The sequence below is a fragment of the Klebsiella sp. C360 genome (assembly GCF_048822415.1).
Classification (GTDB): Bacteria; Pseudomonadota; Gammaproteobacteria; order Enterobacterales; family Enterobacteriaceae; genus Klebsiella; species Klebsiella quasipneumoniae.
Genome location: NZ_JBMEZZ010000011.1, coordinates 42,920 through 63,795, shown reverse-complemented (window position 1 = coordinate 63,795; position 20,876 = coordinate 42,920). Strand labels below are relative to the sequence as shown.

Annotated in this window: 18 protein-coding genes and 1 pseudogene; 8 read left to right on the top strand and 11 right to left on the bottom strand. The window is 58.8% G+C overall.

Translation table 11 applies throughout. From position 1 onward, the window contains the following. Positions 1-33 precede the first annotated feature (33 nt). Complete coding sequence (locus ACOI7D_RS22395) at positions 34-678, top strand: TetR/AcrR family transcriptional regulator (protein WP_012967405.1); 645 nt, start codon at positions 34-36, stop codon at positions 676-678. 11 nt (positions 679-689) lie between these two features. On the opposite strand, the gene ACOI7D_RS22390 is transcribed toward ACOI7D_RS22395, so the two are convergent. The 3 genes from ACOI7D_RS22390 to ACOI7D_RS22380 all read right to left on the bottom strand — a co-directional run bounded on the left by ACOI7D_RS22390 (position 690) and on the right by ACOI7D_RS22380 (position 5,290). Continuing rightward, positions 690-1,937, bottom strand: coding sequence for an MFS transporter (locus ACOI7D_RS22390; RefSeq protein ID WP_109547031.1), 1,248 nt, complete (start codon positions 1,935-1,937; stop codon positions 690-692). A 268-nt stretch (positions 1,938-2,205) separates the two neighbouring features. After that, positions 2,206-3,720, bottom strand: a complete 1,515-nt coding sequence (locus tag ACOI7D_RS22385) for a GMC oxidoreductase (RefSeq protein ID WP_226453072.1) — start codon at positions 3,718-3,720, stop codon at positions 2,206-2,208. Positions 3,721-3,832: 112 nt separating this feature from the next. After that, positions 3,833-5,290 carry an MFS transporter gene (locus ACOI7D_RS22380; protein ID WP_064157699.1) on the bottom strand — a complete coding sequence of 486 codons (1,458 nt, stop codon included), beginning with the start codon at positions 5,288-5,290 and terminating at the stop codon, positions 3,833-3,835. Between the two features lie 220 nt (positions 5,291-5,510). On the opposite strand from ACOI7D_RS22380, the gene ACOI7D_RS22375 reads away from it, so the two are divergent. The 4 genes from ACOI7D_RS22375 to ACOI7D_RS22360 all read left to right on the top strand — a co-directional run bounded on the left by ACOI7D_RS22375 (position 5,511) and on the right by ACOI7D_RS22360 (position 8,474). Then, positions 5,511-6,284, top strand: a complete 774-nt coding sequence (locus tag ACOI7D_RS22375; RefSeq protein WP_050533618.1) for a TIM barrel protein — start codon at positions 5,511-5,513, stop codon at positions 6,282-6,284. 20 nt (positions 6,285-6,304) lie between these two features. Then, positions 6,305-7,318: a sugar phosphate isomerase/epimerase family protein gene (locus tag ACOI7D_RS22370; RefSeq protein WP_049013851.1), complete on the top strand. Its 1,014-nt coding sequence runs from the start codon at positions 6,305-6,307 to the stop codon at positions 7,316-7,318. Positions 7,319-7,329: 11 nt separating this feature from the next. Next, a complete protein-coding gene (locus tag ACOI7D_RS22365; RefSeq protein ID WP_023290704.1) occupies positions 7,330-7,722 on the top strand; it encodes a C-glycoside deglycosidase beta subunit domain-containing protein in 393 nt (130 codons plus the stop codon). Positions 7,723-7,994: 272 nt separating this feature from the next. Further along, on the top strand, positions 7,995-8,474 hold the full coding sequence (locus tag ACOI7D_RS22360) for an RrF2 family transcriptional regulator (protein ID WP_023290703.1): 480 nt from the start codon (positions 7,995-7,997) through the stop codon (positions 8,472-8,474). Positions 8,475-8,537: 63 nt separating this feature from the next. Here ACOI7D_RS22360 and oqxB read toward each other — a convergent pair whose 3' ends face one another. Further along, positions 8,538-11,690, bottom strand: a complete 3,153-nt coding sequence (oqxB, locus tag ACOI7D_RS22355; RefSeq protein WP_050533620.1) for a multidrug efflux RND transporter permease subunit OqxB — start codon at positions 11,688-11,690, stop codon at positions 8,538-8,540. Between the two features lie 23 nt (positions 11,691-11,713). Beyond that, complete coding sequence (gene oqxA, locus ACOI7D_RS22350; RefSeq protein ID WP_044524416.1) at positions 11,714-12,889, bottom strand: multidrug efflux RND transporter periplasmic adaptor subunit OqxA; 1,176 nt, start codon at positions 12,887-12,889, stop codon at positions 11,714-11,716. A gap of 333 nt (positions 12,890-13,222) precedes the next feature. Here oqxA and ACOI7D_RS22345 point away from each other — a divergent pair, with 333 nt between their 5' ends. After that, a complete protein-coding gene (locus tag ACOI7D_RS22345; RefSeq protein WP_032429203.1) occupies positions 13,223-13,576 on the top strand; it encodes a helix-turn-helix domain-containing protein in 354 nt (117 codons plus the stop codon). A 19-nt stretch (positions 13,577-13,595) separates the two neighbouring features. On the opposite strand, the gene ACOI7D_RS22340 is transcribed toward ACOI7D_RS22345, so the two are convergent. Next, entirely contained in the window at positions 13,596-14,168 is a 573-nt protein-coding gene (locus ACOI7D_RS22340; RefSeq protein ID WP_044524415.1) for a flavin reductase family protein, read from the bottom strand. A gap of 211 nt (positions 14,169-14,379) precedes the next feature. Here ACOI7D_RS22340 and ACOI7D_RS22335 point away from each other — a divergent pair, with 211 nt between their 5' ends. Together ACOI7D_RS22335 and ACOI7D_RS22330 are read left to right on the top strand one after the other, a co-directional pair. Then, the gene (locus tag ACOI7D_RS22335; RefSeq protein WP_109547033.1) at positions 14,380-15,264 is read left to right on the top strand and encodes a LysR family transcriptional regulator; all 885 of its coding nucleotides are present in this window, start codon (positions 14,380-14,382) and stop codon (positions 15,262-15,264) included. A gap of 120 nt (positions 15,265-15,384) precedes the next feature. Beyond that, positions 15,385-16,185 carry a hypothetical protein gene (locus ACOI7D_RS22330; protein WP_101881207.1) on the top strand — a complete coding sequence of 267 codons (801 nt, stop codon included), beginning with the start codon at positions 15,385-15,387 and terminating at the stop codon, positions 16,183-16,185. A gap of 143 nt (positions 16,186-16,328) precedes the next feature. Here the strand turns inward: ACOI7D_RS22330 and ACOI7D_RS22325 are convergent, their stop codons facing one another. The 5 genes and pseudogenes from ACOI7D_RS22325 to ACOI7D_RS22305 all read right to left on the bottom strand — a co-directional run bounded on the left by ACOI7D_RS22325 (position 16,329) and on the right by ACOI7D_RS22305 (position 20,777). Continuing rightward, positions 16,329-16,691, bottom strand: a complete 363-nt coding sequence (locus tag ACOI7D_RS22325; protein WP_023290697.1) for a cupin domain-containing protein — start codon at positions 16,689-16,691, stop codon at positions 16,329-16,331. A gap of 459 nt (positions 16,692-17,150) precedes the next feature. Next, positions 17,151-17,717: a helix-turn-helix domain-containing protein gene (locus ACOI7D_RS22320; protein ID WP_049003977.1), complete on the bottom strand. Its 567-nt coding sequence runs from the start codon at positions 17,715-17,717 to the stop codon at positions 17,151-17,153. Positions 17,718-18,118: 401 nt separating this feature from the next. After that, positions 18,119-18,859 (bottom strand): SDR family oxidoreductase, encoded by a 741-nt coding sequence (locus ACOI7D_RS22315; protein WP_023290695.1) that lies wholly within the window; start codon positions 18,857-18,859, stop codon positions 18,119-18,121. A 120-nt stretch (positions 18,860-18,979) separates the two neighbouring features. Then, positions 18,980-19,099: pseudogene (locus ACOI7D_RS22310) on the bottom strand (integrase arm-type DNA-binding domain-containing protein); the annotation flags it as partial. 424 nt (positions 19,100-19,523) lie between these two features. After that, the gene (locus ACOI7D_RS22305) at positions 19,524-20,777 is read right to left on the bottom strand and encodes an enolase C-terminal domain-like protein (protein ID WP_109547034.1); all 1,254 of its coding nucleotides are present in this window, start codon (positions 20,775-20,777) and stop codon (positions 19,524-19,526) included. Between the last annotated feature and the right edge of the window lie 99 nt (positions 20,778-20,876).

Genomic DNA, 20,876 nt, shown 5'->3' with positions numbered 1-20,876 from the left:
GGGTTTTCTATGGATAAAGAGGTGAGAACTGCGATGACCGATCTTCCCGCGATGCGCCAGCCGAAACAGGACCGGAGCCGGGTGGCGCTGGAGCGGCTGATGGCCGCCAGCCGTGAAATCCTGCATGAAGGCACCTTTGAGCTGCTGACCATTGCTGAAATCAGTAAACGCTCGGGCGTTTCTGTCGGCTCGATCTATGCCCGCTTCGGCGGCAAAGAAGATCTGTTTATCGCCGTCATGATGGAGGTGATGCAGGAGCTGGACGCCGAATGGCAGCAGCTGATCCAGCAGCTGCACGCGCGCAATCTGCCGCTGCGCCAGCGGCTTCCGGCGCTGATGGATGTCCAGGCGGAGTATCTGCGTCGCCATGCCGGGATCCTGCGGCCGTTTATGGCGCGGGCGGATGATGAGCGCGTGGCGGGGATTGGTAAAGCCGCTTACCAGAAAAATGAGCAGACCTTTATCGACCAGCTGCTCGACGCCGCGGCGGAGATCCGCCACCCGGAGCCAGAGCAGGCCGCCCGCTTCTGCTTTACGGTTTCGTATGCCGCGCTGGCGCGCTTCCTCGGCCTGGGATCGGCGGCAGAAGCCGCCGGCGAGGGCGACTGGGAACAGCTCAAACGCCATCTGGGCATGATGTGTCTGAGCTATCTGGTTACCCCCGTCGAGGCCGGCTAAGCCGCGGGATTTTACTTCGCTAACTGCCAGGCGCTGGCCTGCTTGTGCTGACGCAGGCGCTGGCTATGGCGGGAGAAGGTATAAAGAAATATCGCGGCGGCCAGCACCAGCGCCGCGATGCCGAGCGTCAGGAAGGCGCTCAGCACATCGTTCCCGGCCCGCAGGCGGATCGCGCCGACGATAATCGGGCTGACGAACATGCCCGCGAAGAAGGCCCCGGACCAGGCGCCCATCGCCCGGCCGCAGTAGGCGGGCGGAATCAACGATCCTACCCAGTAAATCATCGCATTAATCGCCATGCCGGCACCCAGCTGCTGGATGGCGGAGCCGATCCCCATGGCGATCAGCGTCCGCGATTCGCCCACCACCAGCATTCCGATCCCCATCAGGCAGAGCATGATGGCGAGCACGCGCTCCGGCGTATAGCGGCGGGAGACCAGACCGAACATCAGCGAACCGACCGGCACGGCGAGGCTGACCAGCGACATAATCAGGCCGATACGCTGTGGGCTGGCGTTTTGCAGGGTATGAAAGGCGTTGGCGCCGTTGATGGTGTACACGTAATAAATGATGGCGCAGACAAAGGTGAGCACGCTGAGGGCGATCACTCGCGGCCACGGAAACGGATTATGCTGCGCCGCCTGGGCGGCGTGCTGTGGACGGGCCGCCTGAGCGGGTTCGAACATCCAGAAGTACATCGCCAGAAACAGCAGGATGGCGACAAAGTAGATCATAAAGGCGCCGTTCCAGCGCAGGGCGGTCAGATAGCCGGAGCTGGCCAGCACCAGCACCGCCAGCGCCGGGCCAATCACCCCCTGCACCGTCAGCCAGAAGCGGCGCTGTTTGTCGTCAAAGTAATCGATCAGCATGGTGTTAGCGATGGTCAATACCACCGCCTCCGCCAGCCCGACGCCGAGGCGGCTGCAAAAGATGCCGGTCAGGGAGGTGATGTACAGCGGCATTGTGCCGCAGATGCCATACAGCAGCGTGGCGCTGAGCAGCAGTTTGCGGCGGCCAAATTTATCCGCCAGCCAGCCGGTGCAGGGCCCGGCGATGGCGATCACCAGACCGGGCGCGGTGAGCATCAGCGGCACCAGGGTTTCGACATAAGGCACGCCGGCGAAGTGCTGGATCAGCGTCGGGACCGCCGGCGCCAGGGAAACGATCGCCAGGATGGGCAGAAAGGCGGTCAGGGCGATGATGATGCCCTGGATCGCGCCGGCTTGCGGCGCGTGGGGCGGATTCAGACTATGGCTCACGACGTTCTCCTTTTATCGCGCGGGTCGCCTGTCGTTGGCGGCGGCGCGGTTTTTTAGTATGCAGGTCAGGGATACAGGTGGCGGCGGGAATAGCCGCGGATTTAAGAGTAGGAGCAGGAACGGCGCGGGGAAAAATTGTGATTACGTATGTGATCCATCACAAACAAAAATACCATTGGTTTTGTATGGTTTTTGCGGCAATAAAAAGGCGACCGGTGTCGCCTTTCGCGGGGAGCGGGGCCGCTTGTGCCCCGGTGAGCCAGAGGCGCTACAGCAGCCGCGCCACGATATCGTCAGCGGCGAGGATCGCCAGCGCGACGCTGGTCAGCGTCGGGTTGCAGGCGGTTGAGGTGGGGATCGCCCCGTTGCCGCCGACGTACAGATTGTGAAAACCCCAGACCCGCGAGTGGCGGTCGGCCACGCTGTTGCCGTCGTTCGCTTCTCCCAGGCGACAGGTTCCCTGGTAATGCAGCGAGGTGCCCGCCGGCAGGATCATGGCCTCCCCGCCGGGCGCCACGCGGCCCAGCGCGGCGCCGACGCGTTCAGTCACTGCCACCGCCTGCTGTAAACGACGGCGATCGCCGTCGGTTAACTGATAGTTCAGCTGCATTTTCGGCAGTCCTACGGCGTCGGTGTCATCACTGAAGACGATCCGATCCTCCTCGCGCAGCTCCTTGGCGAGGAACAGCCCCAGGCCCACCACCGGCTTCGCCGGGGTACCCGACGGCTGGGCAAAGGCGATCGGCGAAGTATCCATCTGCATCAGCTGACCGTGGAACGGAAAATCGGGCTCATGGAACGGCAGCCAGGTGACGCCGGAGACATTGTCCCGTCCGTCGCGCACCGGGGAGGTCGGCGCGACGGCGGCCGGCGGGGCGTCCACTTCAATCAGAGCGATCACCTGCGGCTGATCGTTGAGCCAGCGCCCCAGCGCCCGCGGACGGATGCCCGAGGCGTACAGCAGCTGCGGCGTACGCAGCGCATCGGCGGCGACCACTACCGCTTTGGCCGTCACAACATACTGTTCGCCGGTACGCAGATCGCGCAGCTCCGCCCCGCGGGCGACGCCGTCCTCGCTGAGGATCCGCGTGCACAGGGTGGCGGTGCGGATCTCCACCCCGCGCTGGCGGCGGGTCTCTTCCTCCGCCAGCTCGCCGAGCACCGCGTCGACGCCGGACCAGCGCGGCTTGCCCTCCGGCGTCGCGGCGCAGGCCAGCGGCATAGGCTGCGCCAGCCGCGCCGGCGGACGGTCGCTGGCGAAGTGCTGATTAAGGGCATCGACGATTTGCCGGCCGATGGCGGTGGCCGGAAATCCTTCGCGGGTCACCTGCAGATAATGCTCTGCCGACTCCCAGGCGTCGGCCATCTCCCGGGGATCGAGAAAGGGAATGACTTCGCTGCCGCCCGGGCGCGGACAGGCGCAGGTCCAGTGGACGCCCATGCCGCCGAGGTTAGTGGAGAGCGCGGCGGCTGGCATGCCGCTGTGGGGCGCCGTCGGGTCGAGAAGATGGGTGCCGGGCCGCGCCTGCAGGGCGTCTGCCGGCAGGTTTTCCGGCAGGGCGGCCAGCGGAAACGCCCGGGCGCGGTCGTAGGCCGTTTCCCGCTGCGCTGGCGCCAGGTTGCGGATATTAACCCCGGTGGCGGGCGTCAGCGCTTCGCCGGCTTCCACCACCAGGATCCGCGCGGCGCGGCGGTCGGCAATCCGCCGCGCGAAAGCGGCGCCTACCGGGCCGCTGCCAATAATCAGTACATCGATGTTCTCATCCATATCAGTCCTTGCCATTGTTGTTCTCCGGGCGCATGCCCGTTGCAGGTGTACAGAAAATAGGTACTACAGCTTTGTGCGTCCTGATAAATGGTTCCTCATGATAGCAGCCATTGCCGGACGCGATAGGTCATGGCTTCCCTGGCGGGGGAAGCACCGAGACGGGCAGCAGGCGGCTGAGGGCGGCAATCGCCAGCAGGATCAGGGCGCCAAGGGTCAGCAGGGTGATAAACGCCCCGCGCCAGGCGTCCGGCGCGGAGGCGCTTTGCGCCAGATAGAAGCCGCCAAGGGTCGCCATGCCAAGGGCGGCGCCAAACTGCTGGCCGGTGCGAAATAATCCCGACGCCGCGCCGGCATGGGCCACCGGGATCGCCGCCATGGCAAAGGCCGGCAGCGGGGCGGAGATAAGCCCCATCCCACAGCCGCACAGGCCGAACCCGAGACCCAGCGCGGTCAGCGGCAGCGTCCCCGGCGCCGCGGCGATCCCGTAGCCCATCAGCAGCAGGCCGCTCATTTGTACGGCCACCCCGACCAGCGTCACGTTACGCCCAAGACGAGGCGATAGCCGGCGGCCGGCGACGGCGATGGAAAACATCGCCCCTAGGGCGAAGGGGATGTGCAGCAGGGCGGTATGGAACGGGCTGAAGCCCAGCCCGCTCTGCAGCACCAGCGCGGTGGCCAGCAGCAGCGAGGCGGTGGTCAGCTGATAGAGCAGGGTGATGACGATCCCGGCGCGAAAGAAGCGGTCGCGCAGCACCGCAGGGGGTAACAACAGCGTGCCGCCCCGGCGTTCACGGCCCAGCAGATGACGCCAGAGGAGGGCCACCGTGATGAGCGACAGCAGCGGCGGCAGCGCCATCCATAGCGGCCAGCGCAGGGCGGGGCCTTCGATCAGGGTGAGCAGCAGCGCGCCGCCGCCCACCACCGCCAGCAGGGTACCCAGCGGATCGATACCTTTGGCCTCCGGGCTGCGCACCGCCGGCAGCGCCCGCCAGGCCAGTATCACGGCGACGACGATCACCGGCACGTTGATCAAAAAGATCGGCCGCCAGCTGAGGCCGAACAGATTGCTTTCGATGATGATCCCGCCGAGCACCGGGCCGAGGATCCCGGCGGCGCCGCCGAGCAGGCCGAAAATACTCATCACCCGGAAACGTTCGTGCGGGCGATACAGAACCTGCATCAGGGAGAGGATTTGCGGGCCCATCATCGCCCCGCTGGCCCCCTGCGCAATACGCATCGCCACCAGCATCTCCGGGCTGGCGGCCAGTCCGCAGCCGGCTGACGCAGCGCCAAACGCCAGCAGGCCGCTGATAAACAGCCGCCGGTAGCCATACAGATCGCCGAGCCGACCGCCGGTGAGCAGCAGAATGGAGAAAAAGAACAGGTAGCCGGTGACCACCCATTCAATTTGCCGCGGGCTGGCGAGCAGATCCCGCTGTACCACCGGGATGGCGACATTAATGATCGAGACGTCGATGATCTCCAGCACCAGCGCTATCGAAACCACCAGCGTGGCCAGCGTGCGCTGCCGCTCGCTGGTATAGGGAGGCGCCTGAACCGCGGCCGCCGAAGCGTTATTGAGCATGATGTACCTTCAGATTTGGTTAAAAACTTGTTAAATAATGTTGACAATTTATAGCAACCAGAGATTAGAATTAGAGCACTCATTCTGGTTATGCCGCGTCAGATCCTGCTGTTGACCGCGAAGCCAGAAGGGAAGGCGTCACACTGCCGCTCCGAAACAGAATAAGAATTCTTATTCTAATTTTGTTTGTTTTGATCTGGCAAGTAGAGAAGGGGGTCGGATGTATTTGTCCGCATGTATTGAATGGCTGTTTCGTGAAGAGTATCCCGATTTCAGCGATCGGGTCCGGGCGGCGAAAGCGCAGGGATTCAGCCACGTTGAGTTTCATCTCTGGCGTGATAAACCGCTCGCGGCGCTGGCGCAGGCGCTGGAGGAGACCGGCGTGAGGCTGTCGAGCTTCGTGGTGGAGCCCCGGCGCAGCCTGGTGGATCCGGCGGAGCATGAGCAGTTTCTGGCGGCGGTGAGCGACAGCCTGGCGGCCTCGCGCCAGTTGGGGTCGCCGCCGCTGGTGGTGGCCTCCGGCTTCAGCCGCGAAGGGGTGGCGATCGCCGAACAGCAGGCGCAGGCGATCCACATCCTGCGCCAGGCGGCGACGCTGGCGGAAGCCGCCGGGGTCACTCTGCTGCTGGAGCCGCTCAACACCCGCATCGATCATCCGGGGATGTTCTTAAACGACACCCGGCTGGCGCTGGACATTATCGAGGCGGTCGACAGCCCGCGGCTGCAGCTGCTGTTTGACGTCTATCACTCGCTGGTGATGGAAGAGGAGATGGAGGAGGTGCTCGGCGGCAGAATGCACCGGGTGGGACACGTGCAGATAGCGCAGGCGCCGGAACGTAACGAACCGGATCCGCGCAGCGGCGAGTGGCCAGAAGTGATCGCCCGGCTGCAACGCCTGGGCTACAACGGGGCCATTGGCCTGGAGTATAAACCGTCGCTGCCCGCAGCGGCCTCGGTGGCCCGCGCCCGCGAAGCGACCGGCTTATCCTGTTAACCAACTTACCTGGTACTTTTATGACTCAGAAAATAAAACGCGGCGTCAGTCTGTACAGCTTTCAGAATGAGACTTATCTCGGCAAGATGTCCCTCGATCAGGCGATCGGTCACTGCGCGGCGTTCGGCGCCCGCGGCATTGAAGTCGTCGGCGAACAGACCTTCGCCGGCTGGCCGGAGTGCGGCATGCCGGAGGCGGCGATCGCCGACTGGCGCCGTCTGATGCAGCGCCATGACACGGTGCCGGTGTGCCATGACTTTATGCTCGACTATAAACGCTATAAAGACCGGCCGATGCCGTTTGACGAGCAGGTGCGCAGCGTGCAAAACGACATCGATTTTGCCGCCCGGCTGGGCATGCGCTTTATCCGCTCTCTGGTTTCCGTGGCGCCGGAGGTGCTGGTGGCGGCGGCGCCTTATGCGGAAGACAAAGGGATCACCATTCTGCTGGAGGTGCACGCCCCGCTGCATTTCGACCATCCGTGGATTATTCGCCATGCCGAAGCCTATGAAAAAGCCAACACCCGGGCGCTGGGCTTCCTGCCGGATATGGGGATGTTTTTAGCCCGCTTCCCGCGGGTGTGGAAAGAGCGCTTTATTCGTAACGGTTGCCCGCAGGCGGCGGCGGATTTTATCGAGAAAGCCTATGAGGAGCGGACGCTCAGCGAATACGTGATCCTGGATGTGATGCAAAAATGGGGGCCGGGCCCGCAGCTGGCGATGGCGGAAACGCTGCGCCACAACGCGGCGTTCGAGCCGAAGCGGATGCTCGATTTTATGCCGCGGATCCACAACATTCATGCCAAATTCTATGAGATGACCGACGAGATAAGCGAGTGGTCAATTCCCTACGATGAGATCTTCCGCGTGCTGCAGAAGGGCGGCTATGAGGGGTATGTGTGCTCCGAGTATGAAGGCAACCGCTGGGTGGAAGATGCGCAGGAGGTGGACAGCCTGGAGCAGGTCCGCCGCCAGCAGCTGATGTTCTGTCGCCTGTTAGATGAAACCCCACCCCCGGCGCTGCTGGGTCAGTAAGGAGCATTATCATGTTTGATCAGCATATTATCTGCCGCGAAGGTTTCGGCAACGTCACCCGCGACGGGGAAGTTATCGGCGTGCGCTTTTTGGCCCGTCTGCCTTACTACCGCGGTCTGGGTTTGTCGATGGTGGAAGATATCGCCGTGACCCTCAACGGCGAAGCCATCCCGCGGCAGGCGATCCGCCTGGCGCTGCGCGGCCGGGAGTGGACGCTCGACGAGCTGGAGAGCGTTTACGACGACCGGTGGAACTTCGGTGAAAAGGCGACCATCACGGTGCTCAAACCCGGCGGCCTGCCGGCCGGCTGGCATCGCCTGAAGGTGGCCGAGAGGCTGCGGATCTCCTATCTGCCGTTTGTGCCGGTGACCACCTTTGAAACCGAGCTGGAGTTAACGGCGTAACCTCCCGCAGGATCCGCTGCCGTTATGGCAGCGGATTTCTATACCACGGGGCAGCCACCGGGGAGCGCTGAGGAGATTGCCGTCCAGTCAAACCGCTTCGGAAGAGCGCGGTTTCTCAGCCCGCCTGTGCAGACGAAATAGGAAAATTTACTTCGCAGGCTAACCGCAGATTGCTTCAAAAAAATTCCCGTATTTGTTATATTGTTGTTCATTGATTACTCACCTCTGCGGTGCCAAAAAGAACAAGATTCACCGCAACCCAGGACAATACCATGTTAGATTACCGCTTCCCGACAGCTTTGCAGATGGTTCTCAGCGTAGCAATGGCGGAGCAGATGGGTGAACGTTCGACGAGTGCGATTCTGGCCTACGGCCTGGAAGCCAACCCGAGCTTTATCCGCAAATTAATGGTTCCGCTCACCCGTGACGGCATCATTGTCTCCACGCTTGGCCGCAACGGCTCTATTCATCTTGGCCGCCCGGCGGACAAAATCACTCTGCGTGATATCTATCTTTCCGTTATCGAAGATAAAAAACTGTGGGCGTCGCGCCCTGACGTCCCGGCCCGCTGCGTGGTCAGCGCCAACGCCTGCTGGTACTTCAAATCGGTCGCTGACGAAGCGGAGCAGGCTTCGCTAAACGTCCTCGCTCGCCATACCGTGGCCAGCGCGCTGGAGGCGCTTAAAAACGCTGATACCAGCGGCTGCGACCCGGTACCGGAAATGATCGCCCGCTTTAAAAAAGCGCATTAATCCTGGTCCTGACGAAAAAAAACCGCCTTCAGCTGAAGGCGGTTTTTTGTTATTTGCCGCAGGCTAGGCGGGCAGATCTTCCTGGACCGGCTTACTGCGGGTCACCAGTTTCCGTAGCGTCACGTAAAACACCGGCGTCAGGAACAGACCGAACAGCGTCACCCCCAGCATCCCGGAGAACACCGTGATCCCGGTGACGCCGCGGACTTCCGCCCCTGCGCCGTGGCCGAGGATCAGCGGAATGGTCCCGGCGATAAAGGCGATGGAGGTCATGACAATCGGGCGCAGTCGCAGGCGGCACGCCTCCAGCGCGGCTTCCATGATGCCTTTGCCCTGAATCTCCAGCTCGCGGGCAAACTCGACGATCAGAATGGCGTTTTTACAGGCCAGGCCCATCAGGACCACCAGCCCCACCTGCACGAAGACGTTGTTATCGCCCCCGGTCAGCCAGACGCCAAACAGCGCGGAGAGCATCGTCATCGGCACGATAAGGATCACCGCCAGCGGCAGGGTCCAGCTTTCATACAGCGCCGCCAGCACGAGGAACGCCAGCAGCACCGCCACCGGGAAGACGATCAGCGCCGTATTGCCCTGGGTGGCCTGCTGGAAGCTCAGATCCGTCCATTCAATATTCATTCCATTCGGCAGCACCTGTTTAGCCATGGCATCCAGCAGCGTCATCGCCTGCGAGGAGGAGAGGACGCGCGGATCGGCATCGCCAATCAGGTCCGCCGCCGGATAACCGTTGTAGCGGATCACCGGATCCGGCCCGTAGGTGGTACTGATATTCACCATACTGCCGATCGGCACCATTTCGCCCTGATTATTGCGGGTGCGCAGATTGGCGATATCTTCCACGCTCTCGCGGTACGGCCCGTCAGCCTGGGCCATCACGCGCCAGGTACGCCCGAACTGGTTAAAGTCATTGACATAAGACGAGCCGAGATAGGTCTGCAGCGTGCCGAACAGATCGGTCAGCGATACCCCCTGCGCTTTCGCCTTATCGCGATCGACCTGGACATCCAGCTGCGGCACGTTAGCCTGGTAGGTCGAGATCGGGAAGTGCATCCCCGGCGTCTGCATAATCGTCCCGGACATGGCATTCACCGCGCTTTGCAGCGCGCCATAGCCCAGCCCGCCGCGATCCTGGATGTAAAGGGAGTAGCCGGAGCCCTGACCCAATCCTAAAATCGGCGGCGGCAGGATGGAGAAGCCAAATCCCTGCTGGATTTGCGCAATTTTGGCGTTGATCTCCGCGTTGATTTCCGCCGCCGAGTGTTTGCGCTGGTCGAACGGTTTCAGGCCAAAAAAGACCGTCCCGGTATTCGGCGTGTTGGTGAACTGCAGCGCGTTAAGACCGGGGAAGGCGACCGCATAATCGACCCCTTCGGTATTCATCCCGATCTCGCTCATTTTGCGGATCACCGCATCGGTGCGCGCCAGCGACGAACCTTCCGGCATCTTCACGCCGCCAATCAGGTACAGCTTGTCCTGGGTGGGAATAAACCCGCCGGGGACGACTTTAAACATCACCCCTGCGGCGCAGAGCAGCAGCAGGTACACCACAAACACCGCGCCACGGCGGCCGAGGGTTTTGCTCACCAGCCCCTGATAGCCGTTCGAGCTGCGCAGGAAAAAGCGGTTAAACGGACGGAAAATCCAGCCGAACAGACGATCGATCAGCCGGGTAGGGAGGTCTTTTTTCGCGCCGTGCGGCTTTAACAGCAGGGCCGCCAGCGCCGGGGAGAGCGTCAGCGAGTTGATGGCCGAGATCACCGTGGAGATGGCGATGGTCACCGCAAACTGCTTGTAGAACTGACCGGTCACGCCCGAGAGAAACGCCATCGGCACGAACACCGCGCACAGCACCAGCGCAATAGCGATAATCGGCCCGGAGACCTCTCGCATCGCCTGATGCGCCGCGGCGAGCGGCGCAAGCCCCTCTTCGATATTGCGCTCGACGTTTTCCACCACCACGATGGCGTCATCCACCACGATACCAATCGCCAGTACCAGCCCGAACAGGCTCAGGGTATTCAGCGAGAAGCCCAGCAGATAGAGAATGCTGAAGGTACCGACCACCGATACCGGCACTGCGATCAGCGGGATAATCGACGCGCGCCAGGTCTGCAGGAACAGGATCACCACCAGCACCACCAGCACCACCGCCTCCAGCAGCGTCTGCACCACCGCGCGGATGGAGTCGCGCACGAACACCGTTGGGTCGTACGGCGCCGCCCATTTCATATCTTCCGGGAAGCGGGTGGCCAGCTCGGCCATTTTGGCGCGCACGGCGTTCGACAAATCGATGGCGTTAGCCCCCGGGGACTGGAAGATACCGATCCCGACCGCGTCCTTGTTGTTGAGCTGGGAGCGCAGCGCATAGCTACCGGAACCCATCTCGATGCGCGCCACGTCGCGCAGGCGGACCAGCGAGCCGTCCTGCGCTGTTTTCAGAATGATATTGCCAAACTCTTCTTCGGTATGCAGACGGCCCTGGGCGTTAATCGAGATCAGGAAGTCGCTCTCCTGCGGCAGCGGCTCGGCGCCAAGCTGCCCGGCGGAGACCTGGACGTTTTGCTCCTGCATCGCCGTGACCACGTCCGAGGCGGTCAGCCCGCGCGCCGCCACCTTATTGGGATCCAACCAGACGCGCATCGCATATTCGCCGGAACCAAATATCTGGATCTGGCCGACGCCGGGTAGGCGCGCCAGCTCATCCTTCACCTTCAGCGTGGCGTAGTTGCGCATATACAGCGAGTCGTACTTACCGTTTGGCGAAAACAGATGCACCACCAGGGTCAGCGTCGGGGACTGTTTCTGGGTGGTGATCCCCAGACGGCGCACATCCTCCGGCAGACGCGCCTCCGCCTGCGCGACCCGGTTCTGCACCTGAACCTGCGCCTGATCCGGGTCGGTACCCGGGCGGAAGGTCACGGTGGTCACCAGCACGCCGTCGGAGCCGGCGACCGATTTCATGTACATCATGTTTTCAACGCCGTTGATCGCTTCCTCCAGCGGCGTCGCCACGGTCTCGGCAATCACTTTCGGGTTGGCGCCGGGATACTCCGCGCGCACCTGCACGCTGGGGGGCACGACGTCAGGATATTCGCTCACCGGCAGCAGCGGGATGGCGATTAACCCGGTGATAAAAATTAAAATCGACAGCACCGCGGCGAAAATTGGCCTGTCGATAAAAAAGCGGGAAAAGTCCATGTCTTGGATTCTCTGATTAGGGATCAGTTGAGGGCGGCGCTGGGGGTCATGGCAACGGTTTTGGCGTTAACCGGCATACCCGGCATAAACACTTTTTGTAAGCCGTCGACGATGACGCTATCCCCAGGCTTCAGACCCTGCTTCACGACGCGTAAACCGTCGGCCAGCCGCCCCGGCGTGATATCACGTCGCTGCGCTTTGCCATCTTTATCAACGATATAGACATATTTACGATCCTGATCGGTGAGCACCGCTTTGTCGTCGATAAGCGTAGCCTGGAACGCCGCGCTGCCCGGCAGACGCACGCGGGCAAACAGACCCGGCGTGAACAGCCGCTGCGAGTTATCCAGCAGGGCGCGCATGCGGATGGTGCCGGTGCTCGGCGTTAACTGATTATCGAGAAAATCCACTTTGCCCTGATGGGGGTAGCCCTCCTCGCCAACCAGGCCAATCTCCACCGGGAGCGCCTGATTATCGCTGGACGCGCCTTGCCCGCGGCGGGCGAGATTTTGATAGTGAAGGTAGGTTGACTCGTCGACGTCAAAGTAGACGTACACCGTCTTCTGCGAGACCAGGGTGGTGAGCACGCTGGCGGTGTCGCCCGCCGTGACCAGGTTGCCGCTGGTGATCAGCGCGCGGCTGGCGCGGCCGTCGATAGGGGCGGTCACTTTGGTGAAGTCGAGGTTAAGCTGCGCGGCATCCACCGCCGCCTGCGCAGCGCGAATATCGGCCTGCGCCTGAACTGCGGCTGACCGGCGCTGCTCCCACTCTTCACGGGAGACGAGGTTGGTATGGACTAATTTATCGGTGCGGTTCGCCTCGCTTTGCGCCAGGCTGGCCTGCGTTTTGGCTCTCGCCAGCGTCGCCTGCGCCTGCTCCAGCGCGGCGCGATAGGTTCTGTCGTCTATCGTGAACAGCACCTGGCCCTTTTTCACCTCCTGGCCGTCGGTGTAATTCACTTTATCAATATATCCCGAGACGCGGGGGCGGAGCTGAACGCTCTCCACCGCTTCAATGCGACCGTTAAAACTATCCCACTGACTGATCGACTTCACCAACACCTTAGCGGCGCTGACGGCAGGCGCGGGCGGCGCGGCGTTTTGCGCGACGCTGTCGTCGCAGCCGACGAGCAGAAAGGAGAGCATCATCGCGCCGAGCGCGGTCAGGTGAATGTTTCCCCAGGTTTTTTGCAGGCTCATTATTTTTATTCCAGTCATTGTAGCCGCCGGGCAAGACGCAGCCTGAGAGGCTGCGCCACTTCCTTTGTCCGGGCTGGCTTAAGGCCATTTGTGTCGCTCATCGCCACAAAATTGTAACAATTTCGAATACACTATCGCGGCGATTGTAGGAAGGCGTTTAACTAAGTGCAAGAATAATTGTTGCACTTTATGTGCGATCCTCACCGGAGAAAAAAGGCGCGATCCTGGCAGGGTTTTAAATGCAACAATAAAACTTGCATTTTGTGTAAAACCAGGCCACCTTTTAATGCAACTGCTAAAGATGCTTTTAACCGGCCGCGAGGGGGAAATATGATGAACACTGGCGCCATCATTCAGGATCTGATCGACTGGATCGACAACCATCTTGATAGCCGTCTGGATATTGATACCGTTGCCCGGCGAGCCGGCTATTCGAAGTGGCACCTGCAGCGGATCTTCAAAGAACACACCGGGCACCCCCTCGGGGAGTATATCCGGGCGCAAAAGCTGCAAAAATCGGTCGAACGCTTAGCCCACAGCAACGAGCCGATCCTCAACGTGGCGATCGCCCTCGGCTTTGACTCCCAGCAGTCCTTCAACCGCAGCTTCAAGCGCCAGTTTGGCCAGGCGCCCGGCGTCTGGCGCCGGAGTATCAGCCGCTCTGCCGCGCAGACATCTCGTCAGTGATGCTCATGACCGGGGAGGGTCAGTCCTTACCCGGTCCATGATCGAATTTGCTGCCTTTGCCGATGGCATAGAACTGCCCGCCTGCGACATAGTGAACGGTCCGTAGTTCGTCCGGCGCATCATCAAAGATCCAGTGTCCGTTGCGGAATACCCGGTCATCGCTCCAGGCGGCGACGATGTCGCCCATAAACAGATTGTGCTGTTGCTGGATGTCCGGGTAAGGCATCACTTTACACACCAGCCAGCCCGCGCAGCCTGCGACAAGGGGGAGATCGAACCCCGGCTGATAAAAGAAGGGGATGGTGTCGTTTTTATCCGGCGCATCGGCATAGCTGCGCCCGCCAGCGTAGAGGACGGTTGCCATCTGGCTGACTACGGGGATCTGCACGACGAAATAGCCGCTCTTTTCCACCAGCTGACGAGTGAAGGCCTGGGGGCCGATATAGGCCACCACTTTTCGCTCGCCTGCCAGCCCAACCCAGGCGGCTGACATGACATTTTCGACGCCATCATATTTTGCGGAAATCATGGTGGTGGACCCGACCTGCAATAAACGATACGCCTTACGTAATTCGACAGGCTGAACGGACATTATTTTTCCTTTATGCGTGTTATTTAACGTGGTGATTCTCTGGATATTTATTGAGGGCATGGTCATTTTTGGCCCCTCACGCGATATCCACAGCGCAACGATACGCCAGGCGATTAAGCGCAAAAAGATGCCTAAATTGTTTTCATTATTCATAATCAACGAATAATCATGCCATCTGTCGGTAAGCTGCTCGCTACAGGAGAGAAAGAAGGTGGATCGTATCCAGGCTATGCAGATGTTTATGCGCGTCGCAGAGGCAGGGAGCTTCGTGCGTGCCGCGGAAACCCTTTCCCTGCCGGCCTCCACTGTCACCAGTACCATTAAAAGCCTTGAGAAGTACCTGAAGGTGCGGCTGCTGAACCGGACCACAAGGCGGGTGAGCCTGACTCCGGAAGGGATGCAGTATCTGGCGCAGTGCCGGGAAATTCTCGCCCTCATTGAACATAGCGAATCCAGCCTGAGCGAGTCTGTCGCGCGGCCTCAGGGGCGCCTGCGGGTTGATATGCCCGCGGGCATCGCGCATTTCATCGTCATGCCCCATCTGCAAGACTTTTACCGACGTTACCCTGATATCTACCTGATGATCGGCGTCAGCGATCGGCAGGTCGATCTCATTCAGGAAGGCGTCGACTGCGTGATACGCACGGGAGAGCTGAACAACTCCAGCCTGGTGGCCCGGCCTCTGGGCCGCTTTCGCTGGGTCACCTGCGGGTCACCGGACTATCTCAGGGAATATGGCGTGCCGCCATCACCGGAGGCGCTCTCTCAGCACCGGGCCGTGCATTATTTCTCCGGCCAGGCGAGGCGGGCCGATGAGTTCCGCTTCCTTCGACACGGCGAGACTTTTTCTGTACCCGTCAGCGGCACCGCCGCGGTGAATGAAACGGGGCTTTATATAAAAATGTGCCTGGCGGGCTTCGGGCTGGCGCAGCTGGCGGAGAATATCGTTGCTGACCACCTGCGGGAGGGGAGGCTGGTGGAAGTGCTGGCGGACTGGCAGCCGCCCCCGGTACCCGTCACGTTGCTCTATCCGCACCAGCGCTTTCTCTCTCCCGCCGTGCGGGCGTTTGCTGAGTGGATGAGCGAGGTGGTTTGAGGGGAGTATCGTTTCGGGAGCCCCTCATGGGAGCGCAGGGCTCCTGCAGAAATATCTGGTCTGCCGATCAATCACTCGATATTCTGTAATGCTTTGTCTTTTTTGTGAACAGGAAAAAGTATGTTTAATACGCTCCCCGATTTACACAGAAGTTTTGCAGAGCAACTGAAGCTTAAATTACAGTCTGACCCGCGGATCCTCGCCCTTCTCGCCGGCGGCTCGTTTATCCATGGCGGGTTTGATCAATACTCCGATCTCGATTTCGTGGTGGTGGTCGACCCTCTCTATTATGACGAAATCATGGCTCAGCGTATGGCGTTCGCCGGAACCCTCGGCCATCTGCTACATGCTTTCACCGGGGAACACGTCGGCGAGCCTCGCCTGCTGATCTGTCTGTTTGGCCCGCAACTTCTGCATGTCGATCTCAAATTTATCACCCTGGACATGCTCACTCAGCGCGTTGAGGAGCCTGCCGTGCTATTTACCCGTGATAGCGATGCTCTCAAGCGCCAGCTGGCAAAATTTAGCGCTTACTGGCCGAACATGACGCCGGAGTGGTTTGAGTCCCGAGCCTGGATCTGGCTGCATTATGCCGGGGTTAAACTGGGCAGGGGCGAACTCTTCGAAGCGCTGGGGATGCTGTCCTTCTTCCGCGAACAAATGCTGGGACCGATGCTGTTCCGTCGCGCCAATCTACCGCAACGCGGGGTTCGCCGAATAGAAGCCCTCGGCATTGATCCCGATGGCCTGCTGACTTCCACTCTGGCAACGCACGATCGTCACTCTGTCGGGATTGCCATCCGAAGGGCTGCCGACGCTTATGTCAATCTGCGGGCTGATGCGCTGCCTGACAATATTGCAGACGATGCGGCGCGGTGGGCGGTCTTTGCCATGCTGGACGCCTATTCTGACAGGGAGTAAATCTATCCCTCCGGCCGCTGACGCGGCCGGAGTATGAAAGGGTTGCGCGAGATGTTATGGGTGGTTTTATCCTTAGAGGGGGGCCGGGTAACCGGTAACGCTAAAACTTCCCCTGGCCCGGTTTATTCCGCACCGCCAGACGATTAGAGTTTATCCAGTTCACGCACCGTACGTTCATTGACGATATTACCCGTATTCAGGGTCGATTTTGGCTCCAGTAAAACGACGCAGCACTCTTCGGTTAACGCTTCAGGACAATGCTCAGTTCCTTTCGGCACAATAATAAACTCACCGGCATCAAGAATAATATCGCCTGTTCTTAAGCCCATTCGCAAGCGGCCGCTGACCACAAGAAAAAGCTCGTCCTCCTGTTCATGATGATGCCAGTCAAATTTTCCGGATAATTTAGCCAGTTTGACATATTCGTTATTCATTTCGCCGACAATTTTCGGGCTCCAGTAATCGCTGAACAGAGCAAAACTGTCTTTTAAATTAACTTTACGCATTCATCTTCTCCGTCACATATATTTAATGCGGGTGGGTTGATTTCGTCATAAAAAAAGAGCAGGCATTGGGCCGCACGGCGCACAGCCGGGTTAGGCGATATTGAGCGCTAATATAAAGACGCCAGGACCATCAGGAAAGTGACCGTATTATGGCCAGATTCCCGGCTATTACGCCTGCTTTGCTTTGCTTTGCTTTGTGGGGAAATACAGCGCAAGCAGGCCGGCTCTGCTGTTCGAAATAACAATACAGTTAACCCGCAAACTGAACAACGGGTTTCCCGATGACGGGGGAAGATATTTATCAGTTCGCAATCAATCGACTGAATTTAATTAATTTTATTGTTAAAATAATTTTCCCTCAGGCATTCAGCGGACCGTTTTTGTTTCTTTAAGTGAACAGATGCCCGAAACTCTGGCGCCATATCTCAGGTCTCCAGGTCCGATAATGGCGCGGCGGAGTTAACCGGGCTCGAGGTGAGTCATCACCACCGTCGCGCTAACCGCCGTTTCCGTTGCGCTGTACGTGTGCGCAATCTCCGCAGAGAAGGCATAAAAATCCCCGGGCTCCAGGGTGATGACTTCATACTGGCTCAAGCGCAGGCGCAGAGTTCCGCTGTGTACCAGAATATGTTCATGCGCCCCCTCTGAATGTCCGGGGCTGTGGATGGTGACCCGCGGTTCCATTTGCAGCAACCATATCTCGGAGGTATTGCCGGGGCCGATGCGGAATTTCATCATTTGCGAATACTCGCCCGGCACAGGGCGATATTTTTCAAAGCGGGGATACATCCTGCTGCCGCTTAGCAAATCGCCGACCGGTAAACGTAACGCGGTGGCGATAGCGTCCAGCGTATCAACTCGGGGACTGGAAGATCCTGATTCCAGCTTGGATAACGCTCCCTTTGAAACCCCTGACAATTTAGACAGATCGTTTAACGAAATCCCCCGGGACTGCCGTAGTCGTCTTATTTTACTGCCGATATTTAATGACAACGCAGCTGGTTTATCGCGTTCTGAATCTGCCATTATTGCCTCCCTCCCCGAGTGAGTCCTTCTCATCTGAATAAACGCCCCGCCCAGTTGAGATTGCGGTAGGGACATAACACTGCTGTCGCTGGCCTGATATGTCATCGCTGCATCAACAGTCAGTGATTCTTCACGCGCCCGACATGCCTGAATACCACGTTTATCCTTTCAAATGAATCATTTTGGTGTTTCCCGGTTTGATGGGCTGTCTGGGTAACGGGAGATATTGCACATTGAATCTGTTCGTTGCGTTCGGATGTTGCCGGGCTGTTTTAAGCGAAAAATGGACGATTCTGGAGTAACGGATTGTTTATTGATGTAAGCAGGGGCCGTTATTTTCCCCACTTCTACAGTGGGGGGTTGAGGATCTGTATCAGGAAATGATGCCGGTGTTGCCATATCTAGTAATGCACCAGCCCACCATCTACCGCGTACTGACTGCCGGTGACATAGGATGCATCATCAGAAAGCAGGAAAAGTGCGACAGCAGAGGCTTCTTCCGCGGTTCCTGCCCGGCCGAGGGGGACCTGGCTGACAACAAAATCTTCAAACTGCTGACGCGACTCTTCCGGCATGAAATGTCTAAAGTTCGTTTCGATCGGACCCGGTACCAGCGTATTGGCGCGAATACCCCGCACAGCCAGCGCAGAGGCCCAGCTTTTAACCATTGCGACAACTGCGCCTTTCGTTGCTGCATAGAGGCTGGTCATTGCCGCACCTTCATATACAGATGAAGATGAGGTGACAAGAACAGATGCGCCTGAATTGAGGGATCCAGAAAGAGCGGCAAGCTGCAGCATCGGGCCGCGGACGTTAGCATTCATCATGCGGTTAAAAGCATCCGCTGTCACCGATTCCGGAGCACCTACTTCTGCGAAGCCAGCATTAAGCCATAGTCCGTCGAGTGAACCCCAGTCGCTTATCGCTGCCTGAAGAACGCTTATATCTGCTTCGCTGGCTGCATCGTTTTTCAGAATGAGAGATGATTCAGGCAGTAGACTACGGGCGCGCTTCAGCCTTTCATCATTGAGGCCCGTAATGGCAACATTGCCGCCCTCACTAACAATGCGCAGTGCGCCTGCAAACCCCATACCGCTGGTACCGCCAGTGATAAGGATGCGTTTACCTTGAAATCTGCCCATGATTCGCCTTTCTTTGTCTTTAGAAACATCACGTACCTGACGAAGATAACCATCAGTCGTCATCTGTTACATCACGCCATGGTGACATTATGGCTGCAGCGTTGGCATTTGGCACCAAGCGGGGTGGGGTCCAATGCTGATGGTGGCCCTTTTTTTCAGCGCCGGGGGAGTGTATTTGAAGAACCAGATCTTTCTGCCGAATGGCTTAATCAACAACGCCAGCCCGTCGCCATCGCGTAGTTGCTACTCAGTATTAGTTTGGTATTTCAATTGGTTAGGTATGTTTTTGCACCATGGTTTTTTACGTTATGGCATCGTGGTGCAAAACAAGCATAGATGATGCTCGAGATTGATACAGAAAATATGACCGCACAGGTAACAAAAAAACCCGCAGGGCTTGCGCCGTGCGGGCTCTTAGGACTTCATCGGATGACTCTGGTAATCACCGATGGGCTGGCAGCGGCGTAATTAGTGCAGGAGTAGATCAATTCTGTTGGGGATGTTTATAGGTTGCTTAGAAGGGAAGGCGCAAAAAGAGTGGTGACGGTATTGATAGGGAAAGGCGTATTTATGCGTTGGATTTTTATGGTGATTCGTCGGACTCATTATTGTGAGTGGCTAGCTGTAATAAAGACCCGGCAAATTTAAGCCGGGTCTTTATTATTTACGGTCTTGAAGCCGTGCCGTCAGGTGTGCGCGCCATTGTCCAGGAAGGGATCCCCCCCTCGCACGGGTATTTCGCCGCCTCGGCTTCATCAATGTCGATACCCAAGCCAGGCTTATCGTTCAGGTAGGCATAGCCGAGGTCAATCTCCGGGCAACCCGGGAAGACATCACGCAGCGCGTCGTTCATGGGCGTGTATTCCTGAATGCCGAAGTTCGGTGAACTCAGATCCAGATGCATATTGGCGCAGACCCCGACTGGTGAAATATCACCAGGACCGTGCCACGCGGTACGCACGCCGTTCAGTTCGCTATAGACAGCGAGTTTCTTCGCCGGCGTGATACCGCCGATGGTGCTCACATGACAACGAATGTAGTCGATCAGTTTGTTGTCGATGAGCGGTTTCCACTCATTAACATTGACAAACAGTTCGCCCATGGATATTGGCGTGGAAGACTGCTGGCGCAGCATTTTCAACCAGTCGATATTTTCCGGCGCGACTGGGTCTTCGAGATAAAACAATTGATATTGTTCCAGTGTCTTTGCAAGGTTAATGGCGGCCACCGGGGTGACGCGCTCATGGACATCATGAATAAATTCGATGCCAAAACCGAGCTTGTTACGCAGGTGGTCGAACAGACGCGGAACGCTTTTGGCGTAGGCATCCGGGTCAAAGTAGATGCCAGGCGTTTTGATGCGCGGTGAACGTTTCGGCTGAATGTTCTTCGCACGTGCCAGCTGCGTGGCGATCAGTTTGAGGTCATCGGTCCCCGCACCACCGTACATTCCCATCTGGCAGCGAACGTACTGGTAGCCTTCTTCCATTCTGGCGCGGATGTTATCTTCCACTTCAACTTCATCGCCACCGTCAGTGTGACAGTACAATGGGATCCCATCACGGCATTTGCCGCCCAGCAGATCATAAACCGGCATCCCCGCCAGCTTACCTTTGATATCCCACAGCGCCATGTCCACGCCGGACAATGCATTGTTCATGATCGGGCCATTGCGCCAGTAACCGCTCACCGCGCCTGACTGCCAGATGTCCTCAATACGGGTCGGATCTTTGCCAATCAGAAAAAGCGCCATGTACTCATCGATCGCGTTTTTTACCGCGAAGATACGCTGCGTAAAGGTCGCGCATCCCAGCCCATACAGCCCCGGCTCATTGGTTTCTATCTTAACGACCGCCAAATCAATGCCGCCCGGCGCCGTCAGAATCGTTTTCACATTGGTGATTTTCAGGTTACTCACTTTCTCTCCTCAACTCAGCGAATTTACCGCATGTCATACCGTTGTGGATGACATGGTGCATATTTGTAAGTTGTCCTACAACTTGGTGCTGTTATATCA

Coding starts and splice junctions, on each gene's coding strand:
- ACOI7D_RS22375 (WP_050533618.1), top strand. CDS start 5,511: ATGTATTTGTCCGCATGTATTGAATGGCTGTTTCGTGAAGAGTATCCC.
- ACOI7D_RS22325 (WP_023290697.1), bottom strand. CDS start 16,691: ATGCGTAAAGTTAATTTAAAAGACAGTTTTGCTCTGTTCAGCGATTAC.
- oqxA (WP_044524416.1), bottom strand. CDS start 12,889: ATGAGCCTGCAAAAAACCTGGGGAAACATTCACCTGACCGCGCTCGGC.
- ACOI7D_RS22370 (WP_049013851.1), top strand. CDS start 6,305: ATGACTCAGAAAATAAAACGCGGCGTCAGTCTGTACAGCTTTCAGAAT.
- ACOI7D_RS22385 (WP_226453072.1), bottom strand. CDS start 3,720: ATGGCAAGGACTGATATGGATGAGAACATCGATGTACTGATTATTGGC.
- oqxB (WP_050533620.1), bottom strand. CDS start 11,690: ATGGACTTTTCCCGCTTTTTTATCGACAGGCCAATTTTCGCCGCGGTG.
- ACOI7D_RS22320 (WP_049003977.1), bottom strand. CDS start 17,717: ATGGCAGATTCAGAACGCGATAAACCAGCTGCGTTGTCATTAAATATC.
- ACOI7D_RS22315 (WP_023290695.1), bottom strand. CDS start 18,859: ATGGGCAGATTTCAAGGTAAACGCATCCTTATCACTGGCGGTACCAGC.
- ACOI7D_RS22360 (WP_023290703.1), top strand. CDS start 7,995: ATGTTAGATTACCGCTTCCCGACAGCTTTGCAGATGGTTCTCAGCGTA.
- ACOI7D_RS22380 (WP_064157699.1), bottom strand. CDS start 5,290: ATGCTCAATAACGCTTCGGCGGCCGCGGTTCAGGCGCCTCCCTATACC.
- ACOI7D_RS22365 (WP_023290704.1), top strand. CDS start 7,330: ATGTTTGATCAGCATATTATCTGCCGCGAAGGTTTCGGCAACGTCACC.
- ACOI7D_RS22345 (WP_032429203.1), top strand. CDS start 13,223: ATGAACACTGGCGCCATCATTCAGGATCTGATCGACTGGATCGACAAC.
- ACOI7D_RS22395 (WP_012967405.1), top strand. CDS start 34: ATGACCGATCTTCCCGCGATGCGCCAGCCGAAACAGGACCGGAGCCGG.
- ACOI7D_RS22340 (WP_044524415.1), bottom strand. CDS start 14,168: ATGTCCGTTCAGCCTGTCGAATTACGTAAGGCGTATCGTTTATTGCAG.
- ACOI7D_RS22330 (WP_101881207.1), top strand. CDS start 15,385: ATGTTTAATACGCTCCCCGATTTACACAGAAGTTTTGCAGAGCAACTG.